We start from the raw sequence: 15802 nt of genomic DNA, 5'->3' as shown, positions 1-15802 counted from the left end.
GCCCTGAGCCTAATGCGCGATCGACCTCCCCCGGAAGGACGATCGGCCACGGAGATCCTGGTCAGGAGGCGACCAGCGGGCGCTCCATGAGGTCCATCCCGAGGTCCGCGACCTTCAGCCAGTCGGGATTCCCGGCGAAGGGCACGCTGTGGCCGGTGCGGGTGAACCCGTGACGCTCGTACCAGGCGTGCAGCTCCGGCCGGGACTGCAGCACCTGGATCAGCAGCACCTGCGCCCCGGCATCGCGCTGGGCCTCGGCCTGGGCCTCGAGCAGCATGCCTCCGAGCCCTCGGGACTGGGCGCGCGGGTGCACGGCGAACAGTCCCAGCTCCGCGCGGGTGACGCCGTCGGCGTCGGCGGGCTCGCGGCGCGTGTAGCAGCAGCCGAGCACCTCGCCGTCGAGCTCGGCGACCATCAGCGTCACCGCCGGATCGGCGAGCATGGCGCGCACCTCGTCGGCATCGGTGCGGTGCCCGTCCACCAGGTGCGCCTCGGTGGTCCACCCGCCCTCGCCCCGATAGGCGAGCTGGACCAGGTCCACGAGCGCGCTGACATCGTCCTCGCGCGCAGCGCGGAGAACAGGGGAGCTGAGGCTCGACGCGGTGGTGGAGCGCGTGGTCATACGGAGATCCTCCCGGCGCGCTGCAGCTCTCGCAGCAGGCTGTGGCCGTCCGGAGCGGAGAGGGTCAGGGGAGAGGCGCCCGTCGGCGCGGAGCTCTCCAACGGGCGGCGCGAACCGTGCGCGAGCAGCTGCTCGGGCTCGGTGAGCTGACGGATCAGGATCGCCTCGACCTTGTCGGGATGCCGCTCGGCGAACTCCGCGTAGATCGAGGGGTCGTGCTGGCCGTCGTCGCCCACCAGGATCCACCGCATGTGGGGGTACTCGGCGGCGAGCTGCTCGAGGGCGCGGTGCTTGTGATCCGGTCCGGAGCGGAAGAAGCCCGTGTTGGTGGGGCCCCAGTCCGTCAGCAGCAGCGGCCCGTCGGGATAGCCGTTGCGGTACAGGAAGCGCTTGAGCACGGGGAACACGTTCCAGGCGCCGGTGGACAGGTACACCATCGGCAAGGAGCCGTGCTCACGCACCAGGCGCTGGTAGAGCATCGGCATGCCCGGCACCACCTGGCGCGAGGACTGGTGGACCACGAAGGCGTTCCAGAAGGCGAGCAGCGGGCGCGGCAGCCAGGTCACCATCACGGTGTCGTCGATGTCGCTGACCATGCCCACCGTCTCGCGCGGGGCGAACACGGTGACATCGGCGGTGACCTCGTTGCCGGGCACCGTCCACAGCACCGCCTGGTGGCGTCCCGGCGGCAGGGACACGTCGAAGGTCGCATCGACGATCCCGGCGCGGTCCGCGCGCACCGTGAACTGGTGGTCGCCCAGCAGCACGTGCACGGAGCGGTGCGGCGCCACCTGGCCGGCGAAGTTCCTCCACCCGCGCACGGCCATGGTGCGCAGGTCATGGACCGGCTGGTCGTGGAAGTCCGCGGGAGTGCCGGGGGAGGCGTACAGGACCTTCGCGAGGATCCGCACGCGCTCGGTGGAGCCGAAGCCGTGGAAGGGCTGCAGCCTCAGGTCCCAGCGCAGCTGGCGCAGGGTGCTGCCGACGACGGAGTTCTTGAGGTCCTCGAGCCGCGCCGCCCAATGGGGGCGCTCAACGCTGCGGCGGGAGAGGGCGCGCACCGGCCCTCAGAGGCCGCGAGCCATCTTCGACCAGGCGCTGTCCGGATCGCCCTCGACGATCTCCCAGCGGTCACCGGTGTCGACGAAGCCGAGGCTCTCGTAGAGCGAGCGGGCGCTGGTGTTCGTCGGGCCCACGTAGAGGGTGATCGTGTCAGCGCCGTCCTCGCGGGACCAGTCGAAGACCGCCTCGGCGAGCTTCGCGGCGATGCCGCCGTGACGGGAGTTGGGGGTGACCCACATGGCCTGGAGCTCGCGCTCGTTCTCCGGCGAGTCCTCCTCGTGCCGGGCCGCCACCACGGCGACCGGCTGACCGTCCTCGACGGCGAGGAACCAGGCGGCTTCGCGCACGCGCTGCTCCCAGACCGAGTCCTCGTAGGTCGATTCCTTCTCCCAGCTCTGCCCGAAGGCGGCAGGATCCGTGCTGAGGGACCGGAGCCGGATCTCGCGCACGAGCGACCAGTCGTCGTCGTGCGCGCGGATGATGTCGGCCATGGGTGTCCTCCTGAGCCGTCGTTGCGTGGTCACGGGCCGTCGCGTCCTGGCGATCATGCGCTCGCGTTGCACGGGGCACCGCATGCACTCCCTCCGACAGTGTACGTTCCTCGGCGGTTCTTCGCTCGCACGGCCCCGGCCTTGACACAATGGGGCCATGTCGCCGATTCGTCTGCTCACCGTGTGCACCGGGAACGTGTGCCGCTCACCGGCCGCCGCAGTGATGCTGCGCGCCGCTGTCGAGGAGGAAGGCCTGGTCGGGGAGGTGGAGGTGGGATCCTCCGGCACCAGCTGGGAGGCCGAGGGAATGCCGATGGACGACCGCACCGAGCTCGCGCTCGAGCGCGCCGGCTATGTGCGGCCCTTCGAGCACACCGCGCGCACGATCCATCTGACCGAGCTGCTCGCCTGGGACCTGGTGCTGCCGATGACGGCCGACCACGCCCAGCGGCTGCGGCGCATGGTCGAGCAGGCGCCGGAGGGCTCGGCGGTGCCCGAGATCAGGATGTGGCGGCGCTTCGAGCCCGGCGCGGATCCCGCGGCGCTACCCACCGAGATCGCCGTGGACGACCCGTGGTACGAGGGGCAGGGGGCGTTCGATCGCACGATCCTCGAGATGCGCCGGAGCGTGCCGGGCATCATCGCGTACGCGAAGGAGCTGCTGGAGAAGCGCTGAGCGTTGAGTGCTGAGCGCCGAGCGCTGAGCCTCGGGCGCTGGGAGTCAGCCCTCGATGTCGTGCCGGCTGCCGCTGCGGCGGCTGTGCCAGGTCGCGCCGACGAACCCGGCAGTGGTGAGGAAGCCGATGCCGAGCGCGGCGATCAGCACCTGACGCATCTGGCCGAAGGACGATCCGGAGTCCTCGGTGATCGCGTTGAACAGGCGCACCACCGGGCCGCTCTCCGCGGTGCCGACGGTGGGCTGCGGGGCGGGGGCCGGTGAGCTCGGCTCATCCACGACGACGCCGCTGACCTCGGACTCCTCGGCGCTCTCGGACTCCTCGGGGGTGCTCCGCGGCGAGGACGGCTCGGGCTCGGGCTCCTCCTGCGGCGCGGGAGCGGGCTCGGCAGGCTCGGGGGCGGGTTCGGGAGCAGGCTCCTCAGCCTCCGGCTCCTCGGCCTGGGGGCGCTCCGCCTCGGGGTCGAGCTCGTCCTGGGCGGCGGAGCCCTCCCCGGGCGACTCGGTGGGCTCGCTCGTGGCGGGCTCCTCGGGTCCCGGGGCGCTCTCCGTGGGCTCCTCGGGAGTCTCCGACTCCTCGGGCTCCGACGGGGTCTCGGGCTCCGACGGGGAGTCGGGCTCGGGGGGCTCCTCGGAGGGCTCGCCTGACGGGGTCTCGGGCTCCGTCGGAGCCTCGGTGGGAGTCTCCGTGGGAGTGGTCGGGCTACCGGTCGCGCCCTCAGTCGGGTCGGTCCCCCCGGTCGGGGTGGGTGTCGCCGGGGTGCTGGCGGGGCTGCTCACCTTGGGCGGGATGCCCTGCGATGGGCTGGGCTCCTTGCCGTCGTCCTCGGCACCGTCCGAGGTGCATTCCTCGGGGACGGTGCTGCTGAGCAGGGTGGGGACGGGGGCGAGGCTTCCCTGGTCCGGGCACTCCTCGTCGTCGGTGACGGGGTCCTCGGTGGGTGCGGCGGTCGGCTCGAGCTCGGGGGACTCCTTCTCGGGAGCAGGGTCGTCGACGATGGGCTCCGTGGGCTCCGTGGGCTCCGTGGGCTCCGTGGGCTCCGTGGGCTCCGTGGGCTCCTCGGGCGGCGGGTCTGCGGGGGGCGTCTCGGCGTCGGGCTGCGAGGATTCCGTGGCCTCTGGGATTTCCACGGGCTCTGAGGTCTCGGTGGACTCCGCGGTCTCGGTCTCCGTCGTCTCCATGTCGGAGGTCTCCGCGAAGGTCGCACCGGCGAGCGGGAGCGAGAGGGCGAGGGCGGCGGAGCAGGCGCACAGGCGCGAACGCAGTCGCATACGGCTGGCCCCCTCTCCTGGTCGCGAGCTCTCGGCGGCTGCGGTCGGCATCAATTCGGGCGGGTCCGACGGAGCAGATTACCCTACCGGCCCTTTACTTTCGACCCCATCGTTCACCCGGTGGAGGGGCCGCGCAAGGGGGCTGTGCAGGGCGCCACGACAGCGTGACGTACGCAATGATGACCCCGACTTGACCAATGCTTTACCAGTGACCAGTGGGAACGCTGGTCACGGCGGCTTCACCGCTGCGATGCGGACGGGGCCGGGTGTCCGGGCGCGGCACTCGTCGGCCCGCAGGAAACCTTCCGAAAGTCCGCCCCGGACCGCGCAGAGGCGCCGGGACCCTGTGGATCCCGGCGCCCCTTCGAGGACGGGTCAGTCGTTCGCGAGCACGCCGTCCACGAGCGACTTCGCGGCCTCCTGCACCTGCGCGAGATGCTCGTCGCCGCGGAAGGACTCGGCGTAGATCTTGTAGATGTCCTCGGTGCCGGAGGGGCGCGCGGCGAACCACGCGGACTCGGTGGAGACCTTCAGCCCGCCGATCGCGCCGCCCGAGGGCGCCTCGGTGATCGCTGCGGTGATCGGCTCGCCCGCGAGCTCGGAGGCGGTGACCTGCTCGGGGCTGAGCGCCTTGAGCTTCGCCTTCTGCGCACGATCCGCCGGGGCGTCCGTCCGGGCATACGCGCTGGCGCCGAACTCCTCCACCAGCTCCTGGTGCAGGGTGCTGGGGGAGCGGCCGGTGACCGCGAGGATCTCCGAGGCCAGCAGCGCCAGGATGATCCCGTCCTTGTCCGTGGTCCACACCGAGCCGTCACGGCGCAGGAACGAGGCGCCGGCGCTCTCCTCGCCGCCGAAGCCCACCGAGGAGTCGATCAGGCCCGGCACGAACCACTTGAAGCCCACCGGCACCTCGAACAGCTCACGCCCCAGCGAGCCCACCACGCGATCGATCAGGCTCGAGGAGACCACCGTCTTGCCCACCTTCGCCGTGGCGGGCCAGTCGGGCCGGTGCGCGAACAGGTACCGGATCGCCGTGGCCAGATAATGGTTGGCGTTCATCAGGCCGCCGTCGGGCGTGACGATGCCGTGGCGATCCGCATCCGCGTCATTGCCGGTGGCGATGTCGTACTCGTCGCGCTTCTCGAGCAGCGAGGCCATCGCCCACGGGCTCGAGCAGTCCATGCGGATTTTCCCGTCTCGGTCCAGGGTCATGAAGGACCAGCGGGGATCCACCTCGGGGTTGACCACGGTGAGGTCCAGATCGTGCATCTCGCCGATCTCGGCCCAGTAGTCCACCGCGGCGCCGCCCAGCGGGTCCGCGCCGATGCGCACCCCGGCCCGACGGATCGCCTCGATATCCACCACGCTGGGCAGATCCTTCACATAGGTGTGGAGGTAGTCGTAGCGGCCCGCGTCCTGGAGGGCCTTCTGTCGTCCGTGACGGCGCACGCCGCGCAGACCGTCCTTCAGCAGCTGGTTCGCGCGGTCGGCGATCCAGCCGGTGGCGTCGGTGTTCGCGGGGCCGCCATGAGGCGGGTTGTACTTGAAGCCGCCGTCGCGCGGCGGGTTGTGGCTGGGGGTGACCACGATGCCGTCGGCCCGGCCCGGATCGTTCGCGGCCCGGCCGCGGTTGTGGACCAGGATCGCGTGCGAGACCGCCGGAGTGGGGGTGTAGCCGTCGAGCGAATCGACCTGGACGGCGACGTCGTTGCCCACCAGCACCTCGAGCGCGGTGTCGAAGGCGGGGCGGGAGAGGGCATGGGTGTCGCGGCCGATGAACAGCGGGCCGCGGATGCCCTGGGCCGCGCGGTACTCGACGATCGCCTGCGTGGTCGCCGCGATGTGGTCCTCATTGAACGCCGTATCGAGCGAGGAGCCGCGATGCCCGGAGGTGCCGAAGGCGACCGCCTGGTCGGGGTCCGTCGCATCCGGATGGAGGTCGTAGTACGCGTCCAGGAGGGCGTCGACGTCGACGAGGTCCTCCTCCAGTGCCTGCTGGCCTGCACGGGGGTGCATGATCACCACTCCATCCTCGAGTTCGGGGTCGTGCCGATACTCTAGGTCAGGGCGGGTGCCCCGTCGCGGGCGGAGACTGCGGGCTGAGACGGTGAGGGCGGGCGCCGGTGCAGCCCGCCCGTCGCGCTCAGGCGCGGCGCGAGCGCACCAGCTTCACGATGCCGATCACGGTGAGCACCAGGCCGATCAGGCCCGCGAGCACGCCGACCACCAGACCGATCAGCAGCGGGCCAGCCATGGAGACCATGCTGTACGGGCCCAGGTGCGCAGGAGCATCGGTCCCGGTGCAGGTGACCGTCACGGTGGTGTCCTGCACCGCGGCGATGCCGAGCACCTGGACGTACTCCTCACCGTTGCCGAAGGTGGTGTCGCTCGAGCTGGGCACCGTGGTCACCGCGCCGGGGTCCGCACCCTCGGCGGTGCACTCGGCCGTCGCCTCGTCGGCCTTGGGGACGTACACGATCAGCATCTCGTTGGCCGGCACCTCGATCTGTGCGGTGGCGCCCTCCATCGGGACCGGTCCGGTCGTCGCGTCGCCCGCGAGCGAGCTGATCGACCAGAGGAAACCGCCGATCGTCACCACGGGCGCCACCCCCACCAGCAGCACCAGGCCGATGATCAGCGGCCACAGGCCGCGGTGCCGACGGGGCGCCTGCGGCGCCGACTGGCCGGGACCGGGACCGTAGCCCGCGCCGTACCCGTGGCCGGAGCTGACCGAGCCGGGCAGCGGGCCCGTCTGCGGGGCGTAGGGATCCGCGGGGGCGTTCCCCGAGGGGGCGCCGCCCGACGGGGAGCCCCAGGACCCGCCGGCGGGGGAGCCGCCCCAGGACCCGCCGGCGGGGGAGCCGCCCCAGGACCCATCGGGCTGGGCCGGGGCAGAGCCCGTCTGAGCGGCAGAGCCGGGCTGAGGGGCAGAGCCCGGCTGAGCGGCAGGGCCCGTCGGAGGGGTCGTGGGCCCCGGCAGTCCGTAGCTGGGACGTTTCCGCGGCGCGGGCGTCGGGGACTGACCGTCGGACATCTGGGCTCCTTCTCGGCGGGGACCGGGCCAGGATAGTGGGCGATCCTGCCAGGCGGCCGAGCGCCGCACAGCGTTCGGGAGCGCCCCGCGGCGGTGGAGGCCTCAGCCCGTCGGGAGCTCCTGCAGCACCCCGATCAGCGCCGCTCCCAGCAGCGCCGTCGCGAGCGGGGTCACCAGCCACACCAGGAGGATCTGGCCGGCCACGCGCCAGCGCACCGTGCGCAGGCCCCGGCCCACGCCCGCGCCCACCACGCTCGAGGCGAGGGAATGGGAGGTGGAGACCGGGGCATCGAGCCCGAAGAGGCTGAGGGACATGGTGGTGGCCGAGGAGGTCTCCGCGGCGAGCCCCTGCGCGACCGAGAGATCGGTGAGGTTCCGGCCCAGGGTGCGGATGATGCGGTGCCCGCCCACCAGGGTGCCCGCGCCGATCGCGAGCGCGACCGCGGCCATCACCGCCGTGGTGGACCCCTCGGGGGCGCTGATCGTGGTGAAGGCGATGACCACCACCGCGAGCGGCAGGCGCGAGTCGTTGATCCCGTGCCCGGTCGCCACCGCCCCGGCCGAGACGGTCTGGGCGAAGCGCAGATGGCCCCGCTTGAGCCACTCATTGCGTCCCAGGGACAGGATCAGCTGCATCAGCAGGTAGGCGAGCCCGGCGGAGAGCACCGGCCCCACCACCGAGACCAGCAGCAGCACCCCCAGCTCCGACCAGTTCGCCGCCGCTCCCACCACCAGGGAGACGCCGAGGGTCGCCCCGATGAAGGCGTGCCAGGTCGAGGAGGGCATCCCGAAGTACCAGGTCAGCAGGTCCCACAGGATCGTGGTGAGCATCATCGCGACCAGCGCCATGCCCAGCAGGTCCGGGGTGTCCGCCACCTCCTGCGCCAGCTGCCCCAGCCCCAGAAGCCGCAGCGCCCAGGGCGCCGTCACCGCGATGATCGCCATGCCCAGGAAACCGCCGAGCACGTTGAGCACCGCGGCCATCCGCAGCGCGGTCGACTCCCGCAGGGTGCGTGTGGTGATGGTGGTGGAGACCGCGTTCGAGGCGTCGTGGAAACCGTTCATGTACGCCATCGCGAGCGCGAGGCCGATCACCGTCACCAGCAGGGCGGAGGTCACTCAGGCATCCTTGACGCGCAGCAGATCGGCGATCCGGGCGACCCGCTCCTGCAGGGAGATCGTGTGCCGGACCGACTCGGACACGTCGTGGAGGGGCAGCAGCTCCTGGGTCGCTCCGCCGCGGGTGTAGATCTCGCCGAGCGCCTTGCGCACCATCCGCTCGCCCTGCCGGGTGAGCCGGCGCACCTGCTCGTAGTAGTCGCCGAGCTCCCGGATCCCGTCCAGCTTCCAGCTCGCGGCCACCGTCAGCTCGGCAGCCCGCTCGATGCCCTTGGCGGCATCCAGCAGCGGGGTGGGCAGCTGGCCCAGACGCGAGGCGACCAGCAGCTCCGCAGTGTGCTCCATCGCATCGATCGTGTCCGCGATGGTCAGCGCGAAGTCGTACAGCAGCTCGGCCTCGTAGGGCGTGATCAGGGACTGGGCGAGCCGCTCGGCGATGCGGCGGCACAGCTCCTCGGCCACGGTGGACTGCTCATGGAGGCGGGGCGCGATGCGGGTGCGCTCGCGGTAGCCGTGACCCAGCAGCTTCGAGTGGGTGTCCGAGGCCTGCACCAGCAGCTCGGCCAGCTCGGCGAAGAGGTCGTAGAGCGGTCGCTCGCTGCGATGGGGGAGGAGGCGCGAGAAGAACGGCACCACTGCGGTTCTCCTCCTCGCGTCCGGGACGCATCATGCCGCTCACGCTGTGCGAGCGGACGCGGGCAAGTACAGCACGTCGAGGCGCCGGACCGGGATGCGCCTGTCGGCGCGAAGGCCGCTCGAAGCGGCAAATGTTGGAGCCCGGGGCAACCGCGGCCCGGCGCTCGACCATCGTAGGGCACGACCTCGCCCCGGGTGCAAGCGCGGGCCCGCCCGTGATGGCATGCGCCTCAGTCCAGGCGCCCGGCCTCCGCGTGGTGACCTGCGGCCGTGAGCTCCTCGCCGGTGCGCAGCAGCCGCTCCGCCTGCCGGGTGCGCTCGTCGCCGGCCGCGCCGTCGGCGGCGTCGTCGGCGAGATGGGCGGTGCCGTGCGCGACGATCGTCGCCACCGCCCCCGCCCGCCGCAGCGCGAGCGCCAGATCGCCGGTGAAGGCGCCGCGCAGGATGTCGTCCATCGTGCGCTGGACCTGCTCGACCTCGGGAGGCTCCGCGAAGCCGGAGAGATAGCGCAGCCCGGGCACGGTGCGCGAACCGGCCCGGTAGCGGCGCACCACCTCGTCACCGCCCTGCGCCGCCCAGGTGTGCAGCACGTACAGCCTCCACAGCGCACCGGGCAGCGAGGTCGCGGGCGCCCCCGACCACAGGGCGCTCAGATCCGTCAGCCCGTCATCGGCCGCGAGGGCCACCACACGGGCCACGACCTCCGGATCCGAGGAGTGGAACACCCCGTCCAGCAGCGCCCGGGCCGAATCGTGGGCCAGGTCCGCGGAGGTCGCAGGATCCGGCTCGCCCGGGATCGCCTCGGCGACCGAGTCGAACAGGGGAGCGGGCCGACGGAAGCGGGAGGAGTCGTTCGAGGACATGGCCCGCACACTACGCGCCGTGCCCCGCAGGCCGCACTCCCGGAGCCCGCACTACTGTGAGCTCATGACCATCCCGCGACAGCTCGGCCCCGACAGCGGCCCGCGCACCGCCCTGCCCGACTACTCGCGCAGCAGCGCCACCGTCGAGCGAATGGTCTCCGATCTGCGGCGCGGCACCCGCGGGAAGGTGCGGCGCGGTGCGACGCGCGTGCTGCTGCCCGCGGCCGGGACCCGGGACACCGTGATCCGGGCCGTGATCGCGGCCCTCCTGCTGGGCGGTGCGTTCCTCAGCACGGTGGTGATCCTGCTGCTCGTGCTCGGCCTCGAGGACGGTCGCTCGCCCGGGCTCGGCCTGCTGCTGGTGCTGCTGTCGCTCGCGGGGCTGGGCGTGCTTCTCGCGCTGCTGGGGCTGCGGTTCGCCCTGGTCGCCCTCGCCACCGCACGCTCCCGGGTGGAGCTCTCGGAGCACGGGCTGCGCGTGGTGGGGGCGCTGCGCTCGCGCGACGTGGCCTGGCGGGACGTCCAGGCGATCGAGTCCAGGGTGGTCCACCCCGTGCACTGGCTCACCGCGGCGCTGCGCCTGCGGGACGGGTCCCGGGTGGTGATGCCCGCCTTCGATCGCCACATCTGGACCTGGCCCCAGCCCTCCGGCCAGGACATCCGCGCCCTGCGCCTCGAGCTGCGGGCGCAGGAGAAGTCCGCGCGCCGCGCGTTCTGAGGCGGTTCTGGTCAGGCGGAGGCGGGGGAGCGGCTGACCCCGTCGGCCCACAGCGCGCGGGTCGTCTCGCGGACCCCGTCGGCATCCACCTCCGAGATGCTGAGGATGCCCTCGGCGTCGAGCGGGAGATGACCGGCCCGCCAGCTGCCGTCGGCCTCGACGTGGAACATCAGCGGCACCGGATCGTGCGGGGCGGAGATGTCGGTGCGGCGCAGCGAGACGGTGCGCTCGTTGCCGCCCTCGAGGAACGCCAGCACGATGTCGGAGACCGACGCGGGGACCTCCTGGCTGCCGGGCAGGGCGGTGACCACGAAGGAGTCCAGCTCGTCCTGGGTGAGCATGAGGATGGCCTCGCCCGCCTTGATGATGAAGGCCATGCGCATCGCCTCGCCCTCGGCCAGGGCGATCCCCAGCCAGCGGTCGGCGGCGGTCAGCGCGGAGGCCACCACCTGTCCCTCCTCGCCCAGCAGCCACTGGCCGTCCTCGGAGCGCTCCACCTTCCCGCGGGCCCGCAGACCGGACGTGACCGCCGCGGTGACGAACTCTTGCGCGGCTTCGGGGGCGCGGCGCAGACCCACCTGCTCGCGGGTGATCCGCCCGTTCTCGGTGTCGCGCAGCCCGAGCATGAAGTCGATCTCGTACGCGGTGTAGATCGTGACCTGCTCGTCGGTCGCGGTGGTCTCGCTCATGGTGTCCCCCTGCGTGGCGTGGGCCGGGCGCCGCGGGCGCCCGGAACAACTGTCACCGGAAGCATGTCAGATCGGTGCTGCCCGCTGCACCTCCCCGGATAAGCTGGACGGATGCAGGGGGATCCGACGAGCACCGACACGGCCAGCGGCGTCGCCCGCGGGCTCGGCGGCGAGAACGCCCGCGCGGTCTACCGTGACCTGCTGCGCTTCGGGCCCCGGTCGCGCCGCGACCTCACCACGCGCCTGGGGATGTCCGCGCCCACGGTCACCCGCCTCACGCGCGATCTGCTGGGCGAGGGGTATCTGCGCACGCTCGAACCGGTCGCGCGCAGCAAGGGCAGGCCGCAGGAGCCCCTGGACATCGAGGAGAACCTCGGCCCGCGCTTCATCGGAGTGAAGGTCACCGCCGACGAGATCCACACCGTGGTCACCACCGTGCGCGGCAACGCCCTCGAGGAGCTCGTGATCCCGCTCGGCGGCACCGACCCCGGGACTGTCGAGGACGCCATCGCCGAACCCGCAGCCGCCCTCGCTGAGGCACACCCCCGGGTGGCCGGCATCGGCGTGAGCCTCGGCGGGCGCGTCGCCGAGCGGCGCCGCGTGGTCAGCTCGACCATGCTCGGCTGGCCGCAGCCGCATGACCTCGCCGACCATCTCGAGCAGCGGCTGGGGCTGCCCGTCGCGGTCGACAACGACCTCGCCGCGATGGTGCACGGGCTGCACTGGTTCGGCCTCGGCCGCCGCTATCGCAGCTTCTGCGTGCTCACGATCGGTGCGGGCGTCGCCCTCGGCACCGTGGTCGAGGGGCGCCTGGTCACCGGGCACTCGCACCTCGCCGGGGTCACCGAGCGCCTCCCCGTCGGCGTCGGCCCCGACGGCGCGCCGCTCACCCTCGGCGATGCGGCCCGCACCCGCGCGGTGCTGCGCCGCGCCGAGGAGCGGGGCGTGCTCGCCCCGGGCGAGGGGATGGCGCGGCTGCGGGAGAAGCTCGCCGCCGCCGATCCGGGTGCCCTCGAGCTGTGCGCCGAGCTGGCCCGCATCGTCGCCCGCGCGGTCGCCGCGGTGGTCGCGCTCGTGGATCCCGAGGCGATCGTGCTCGGCGGCGAGAACATCGATCTGGTGCGCGCGGTCGATCCGGAGTTCGAGCAGGTCCTGCGTGAGGCGACCGTCCCCGCCCAGCACGGCCTGGTGATCCGCGAGCTGAGCACCGAGTTCGACCAGTGGGCGCGCGGTGCGGCGGTGCTCGCGATCCAGGAGTTCGTCGGCCCCTGAGGGTGTCAGGGGCCGACGAACTCGCTGCTCAGCCGCCGCTCAGTCGAACAGGGCGTTGACGCGGTCGTTGAACGAGGCGAAGTCCGCCCCGTCGATCTGCCGCATCCAGCACTGGTCGAAGGCCGTCTGCATGATCGAGGAGATCGAGGCCGAGTTCTCCACCAGCGGGTACAGACCGGTCTCGCCGTTCGCCACCCGATCGGTGAACGGGGTGACGTCCAGCCCCGCCTCCGCGTAGCTCGCGATCGCGGTCTCGGTGCCCGCATCCGTCGAGGGGAAGAACGGGGCGCGCTCGCCGATGATCGTCTGCGCCTCGTCCGAGGCGAGGAAGGCGATCAGGCGCGCCGCTTCCTCCTTGTTGTCCGACTGCGCGGAGATCGAGTCCCCGAGCCCGTTGAACATCGAGACCGGAGTGCCCACCGGCCCGGCGGGCAGGTTCGCGATCCCCAGGTCCATGCCCTCCATGTTCGCGAAGGTGGTGATCATCCACGAGCCCACCGTCGCGAGCGCCGAGGCGCCCGACTGCAGCTGGGCCTGCGAGGGCGAGGAGTCGCCGAAGGTGCCGAAGGCGGGGAAGAAACCCTTGTCCACGAGGCCGAAGTACCAGTCCATGGTGTCGATGAACCGGTCGTCGTCGTAGTTGAAGGAACGGCCCCAGGTGTCCTCGTCGGTGAAGGTCCAGCCGGTCGAGAGGGCGAAGGGGGACCAGCTGGTCTGCCCGGTGTAGTCGATCCCGGGATCAGCGGCCAGCCCGTAGCGGGCGATGCTGGTGGGGTCGAAGCCCTCCTGATCGCCGCGCCTGCCCTCGGTGTCCAGGGTCAGGCGCGCCAGCAGCTGCTCGAAGGTGCCGCCGTCCTGCGGATTCCAGTCCAGGCCCTCGAGATCCTCCGGGGACAGTCCCTCCTCCGCGAGCATGTTCCTGTCATACATGATCGCGATGGTGTCGTAGTCCTTGGGGATGCCGTAGCGCTTGCCGTCCTGGCCGGTCCACAGCTCCTGCAGGCCCTCCTGGAAGCGCTCGGCCGGCACCTCGTCCAGCGGGCCGAGCCCGTCCAGGGGAGCGATCACTCCCAGGCGCACGAACTCGGGGAAGCGGGCGAGGTGATCGGCGAAGGCGTCCGGACCGGCCTCGGCCACGAAGCTCGCCGTCAGCTTCGTCCAGTAATCGTCCCAGCCCAGCTGGGTGATCCGCACGAAGACATCGGGGTTGTGCTCCATGAAGCGGTCGATCGCCGCGGAGTACGCGGGCAGCTGGAGGGCGTCCCACAGCCAGTAGTCGATCTCGGTGGCCCCGGCCGGGGCCTGGGCGCCGCCGCAGGCCGACAGGGTCCCGGCGCCGGCCGCGCCCGCGGCGAGGGCGGCGGAGCCCTGCAGCAGACGGCGGCGGGAGACGGCCCCCGAACGGGCGGGGTGCGGCGTCGTAGTGCTCTTGATGCTCATCTGGATCGCCTCACTTGATTCCGCTGAAGCCGATGGAGTTGACGATCTTCTTCGCGAACAGGGCGAAGAGGATCAGCATGGGCGCCGCTGCGACGAGGGTCGCGGCCATCAGGCCCGACCAGTCGGGGCCGGTGCCCGGTGCCTGCGCGCGGAACACCCCCAGCGCCACGGTGAGCACCCGGGACTGATCGGTGTAGGACACCATCAGCGACCAGAAGTACTCGTTCCAGGCGGTCATGTAGGTCAGCAGCGCGAGGGTGGCCAGCGGGGCGCTGGACATCGGCAGCACCAGGGTGAAGAACACCCGCACCTTGCTCGCGCCGTCGATCAGCGCCGCCTCCTCCACCTCGCGGGAGATGTTGTTGAAGAACTGCCGCAGGAAGAAGATCGCGAACGAGGAGATGAACAGCGTGGGCAGCATGATGCCCAGCAGGGTGTCCACCAGGCCCAGGTTCTTGATCAGGATGAAGTTGGGCAGCAGGGTGAAGATCTGCGGGATCATCAGCGAGCCCAGGAAGATCAGGAACACCGTCTCCCGGCCGCGCCAGCGCAGGCGTGAGAAGGCGTAGGCCGCCATCGCGCACGAGAACGTCTGCACGATCGTGACGGTGGTCGCCACGATCACGGAGTTCAGCAGGTAGCGCCAGAAGTTGATCGACGCGCCGGAGCCGCCCTGCGCGATCGCGGTCTCCACATCCTGCATGCCGAAGACACGCTCGAAGCCGCCGGTGTTCAGACCCACCGGGAGCAGGCTCGCCGGATCCGTGGCGAGGGCCGTGTTGCTGGACAGCGCGGTGCGCAGCATCCAGTAGAAGGGGAAGAGGGTGATCAGCAGGAAGATCACCATCACCACCCAGGCCAGGATCCGGCCCCAGGGGATGCCGCGCCTCGCGCGGGTGATGGTGCGCTCGCCGCTGCGGGCTCCGGCAGGGCCGGGCTCGCGGACCTCGTCGGTGACGGGATGGGGTGCTGTGGTCATCACGGGTCTCCTCTCAGTCCAGGTCCGACTGACCGGCACGGGTGAGCCAGTACTGGGTGAAGGTGACGATCATCAGGATCACCAGCAGCGCCACGGACAGCGCCGAGGCGTAGCCGAACTCGTACTCCGCGAAGGCGTTCTGGTAGATGTACATCTGCAGCACGCGCGAGGAGTCGGCCGGGCCACCCTGGGTGGTCACCGAGATGGTGTCGAACACCTGGAAGCTGCCGATGATGGTCATGATCAGCACCAGCGCGAGGATCGGCCGCAGCAGCGGCAGCGTGATCCGACGGAACAGCGTGATCTCCCCGGCGCCCTCGGTACGAGCGGCCTCGTAGAGATGGCCCGGGATCGCCTGCAGGCCCGCGAACAGCAGCAGCGCGGTGTAGCCCATGTGGCGCCACACGTTCACCAGCGCGACGGTCGGGATCACCCAGGTCTCGTTGGCCCAGAAGGCGATCGGGTCGAAGCCGATCCACTGCAGGAAGATGTTGAAGATGCCCAGCTGAGTGTCCAGGATCCACAGGAACACGATCGCGGCGACCACGTTCGAGACCAGGTAAGGAGCCAGCACCAGCGAGCGCAGCAGCGTGGACTGGGTCAGGCGCTGCATCAGCACCGCGATCACGAGCGCCACGGCCGTCTGCACGCCGATGTTGATCAGCACGTACAGCACGGTCACCTTCAGCGAGTTCCAGAACACCGGGTCGGCGAACATCGCCTGGTAGTTCTCGAAGCCGATCCACTGCGGTGGGGTGAGGGTCGTGTACTCCGTGAAGGAGTAGTAGATGCCGGTCAGCAGCGGCCACACGAGGAATGCCAGCAGACCGACGGTGGCGGGCGCGATGAACAGCAGCGCCAGCTTCGTGTCGTCCTTCTTCCTGCGGCGTGGTGGGGCCGACCGCGTCGACGTCGTCGCGGTGGTCATG

General features: G+C 71.4%; 16 protein-coding genes. 3 read left to right on the top strand and 13 right to left on the bottom strand.

The features are described from left to right. Positions 1-61: 61 nt before the first annotated feature. From BN4251_RS08485 to BN4251_RS08475, 3 genes are read right to left on the bottom strand one after another with little or no spacing between them, the layout of a single operon-like run. The gene (locus BN4251_RS08485) at positions 62-622 is read right to left on the bottom strand and encodes a GNAT family N-acetyltransferase (RefSeq protein WP_087484668.1); all 561 of its coding nucleotides are present in this window, start codon (positions 620-622) and stop codon (positions 62-64) included. After that, positions 619-1683, bottom strand: coding sequence for an App1 family protein phosphatidate phosphatase (locus BN4251_RS08480; protein ID WP_087484667.1), 1065 nt, complete (start codon positions 1681-1683; stop codon positions 619-621). The genes BN4251_RS08485 and BN4251_RS08480 overlap by 4 nt, the downstream gene beginning before the upstream one ends. 6 nt (positions 1684-1689) lie before the next feature. Continuing rightward, positions 1690-2175, bottom strand: coding sequence for a GNAT family N-acetyltransferase (locus BN4251_RS08475; RefSeq protein ID WP_087484666.1), 486 nt, complete (start codon positions 2173-2175; stop codon positions 1690-1692). A gap of 157 nt (positions 2176-2332) precedes the next feature. Between BN4251_RS08475 and BN4251_RS08470 the strand changes: the two genes are divergently transcribed. Further along, on the top strand, positions 2333-2851 hold the full coding sequence (locus BN4251_RS08470; RefSeq protein WP_087484665.1) for an arsenate reductase/protein-tyrosine-phosphatase family protein: 519 nt from the start codon (positions 2333-2335) through the stop codon (positions 2849-2851). A gap of 45 nt (positions 2852-2896) precedes the next feature. Here BN4251_RS08470 and BN4251_RS08465 read toward each other — a convergent pair whose 3' ends face one another. From BN4251_RS08465 to BN4251_RS08440, 6 genes are all read right to left on the bottom strand, one after another. Next, positions 2897-4123, bottom strand: coding sequence for a hypothetical protein (locus tag BN4251_RS08465; RefSeq protein ID WP_087484664.1), 1227 nt, complete (start codon positions 4121-4123; stop codon positions 2897-2899). Positions 4124-4498: 375 nt separating this feature from the next. Then, positions 4499-6139, bottom strand: coding sequence for a phosphoglucomutase (alpha-D-glucose-1,6-bisphosphate-dependent) (gene pgm, locus BN4251_RS08460; RefSeq protein ID WP_170931894.1), 1641 nt, complete (start codon positions 6137-6139; stop codon positions 4499-4501). A 127-nt stretch (positions 6140-6266) separates the two neighbouring features. After that, the gene (locus tag BN4251_RS08455) at positions 6267-7157 is read right to left on the bottom strand and encodes a hypothetical protein (protein WP_087484663.1); all 891 of its coding nucleotides are present in this window, start codon (positions 7155-7157) and stop codon (positions 6267-6269) included. A 102-nt stretch (positions 7158-7259) separates the two neighbouring features. Next, the gene (locus BN4251_RS08450) at positions 7260-8276 is read right to left on the bottom strand and encodes an inorganic phosphate transporter (RefSeq protein ID WP_087484662.1); all 1017 of its coding nucleotides are present in this window, start codon (positions 8274-8276) and stop codon (positions 7260-7262) included. Then, the gene (locus BN4251_RS08445; protein ID WP_245810261.1) at positions 8277-8909 is read right to left on the bottom strand and encodes a DUF47 family protein; all 633 of its coding nucleotides are present in this window, start codon (positions 8907-8909) and stop codon (positions 8277-8279) included. It lies immediately after the preceding gene. Positions 8910-9142: 233 nt separating this feature from the next. Then, complete coding sequence (locus BN4251_RS08440) at positions 9143-9775, bottom strand: hypothetical protein (protein ID WP_087484660.1); 633 nt, start codon at positions 9773-9775, stop codon at positions 9143-9145. Between the two features lie 64 nt (positions 9776-9839). Between BN4251_RS08440 and BN4251_RS08435 the strand changes: the two genes are divergently transcribed. After that, positions 9840-10493, top strand: a complete 654-nt coding sequence (locus BN4251_RS08435; protein WP_087484659.1) for a PH domain-containing protein — start codon at positions 9840-9842, stop codon at positions 10491-10493. An 11-nt stretch (positions 10494-10504) separates the two neighbouring features. On the opposite strand, the gene BN4251_RS08430 is transcribed toward BN4251_RS08435, so the two are convergent. After that, positions 10505-11182 (bottom strand): hypothetical protein, encoded by a 678-nt coding sequence (locus tag BN4251_RS08430; protein ID WP_087484658.1) that lies wholly within the window; start codon positions 11180-11182, stop codon positions 10505-10507. A 111-nt stretch (positions 11183-11293) separates the two neighbouring features. Between BN4251_RS08430 and BN4251_RS08425 the strand changes: the two genes are divergently transcribed. Further along, positions 11294-12454 carry an ROK family protein gene (locus BN4251_RS08425; protein ID WP_087484657.1) on the top strand — a complete coding sequence of 387 codons (1161 nt, stop codon included), beginning with the start codon at positions 11294-11296 and terminating at the stop codon, positions 12452-12454. Between the two features lie 39 nt (positions 12455-12493). On the opposite strand, the gene BN4251_RS08420 is transcribed toward BN4251_RS08425, so the two are convergent. From BN4251_RS08420 to BN4251_RS08410, 3 genes are read right to left on the bottom strand one after another with little or no spacing between them, the layout of a single operon-like run. Further along, positions 12494-13894, bottom strand: coding sequence for an ABC transporter substrate-binding protein (locus BN4251_RS08420; protein WP_087484656.1), 1401 nt, complete (start codon positions 13892-13894; stop codon positions 12494-12496). A 10-nt stretch (positions 13895-13904) separates the two neighbouring features. Beyond that, positions 13905-14873 (bottom strand): carbohydrate ABC transporter permease, encoded by a 969-nt coding sequence (locus BN4251_RS08415; protein ID WP_245810260.1) that lies wholly within the window; start codon positions 14871-14873, stop codon positions 13905-13907. 13 nt (positions 14874-14886) lie between these two features. Then, positions 14887-15801 (bottom strand): carbohydrate ABC transporter permease, encoded by a 915-nt coding sequence (locus BN4251_RS08410; protein WP_087484655.1) that lies wholly within the window; start codon positions 15799-15801, stop codon positions 14887-14889. Position 15802 lies beyond the last annotated feature (1 nt).

Origin of the sequence: Brachybacterium massiliense (assembly GCF_900184245.1) — a bacterium.
Lineage (GTDB): Bacteria > Actinomycetota > Actinomycetes > Actinomycetales > Dermabacteraceae > Brachybacterium > Brachybacterium massiliense.
The sequence above is the reverse complement of the archived record's forward strand: the minus strand, read 5'-3'. Positions and strand labels throughout refer to the sequence as shown.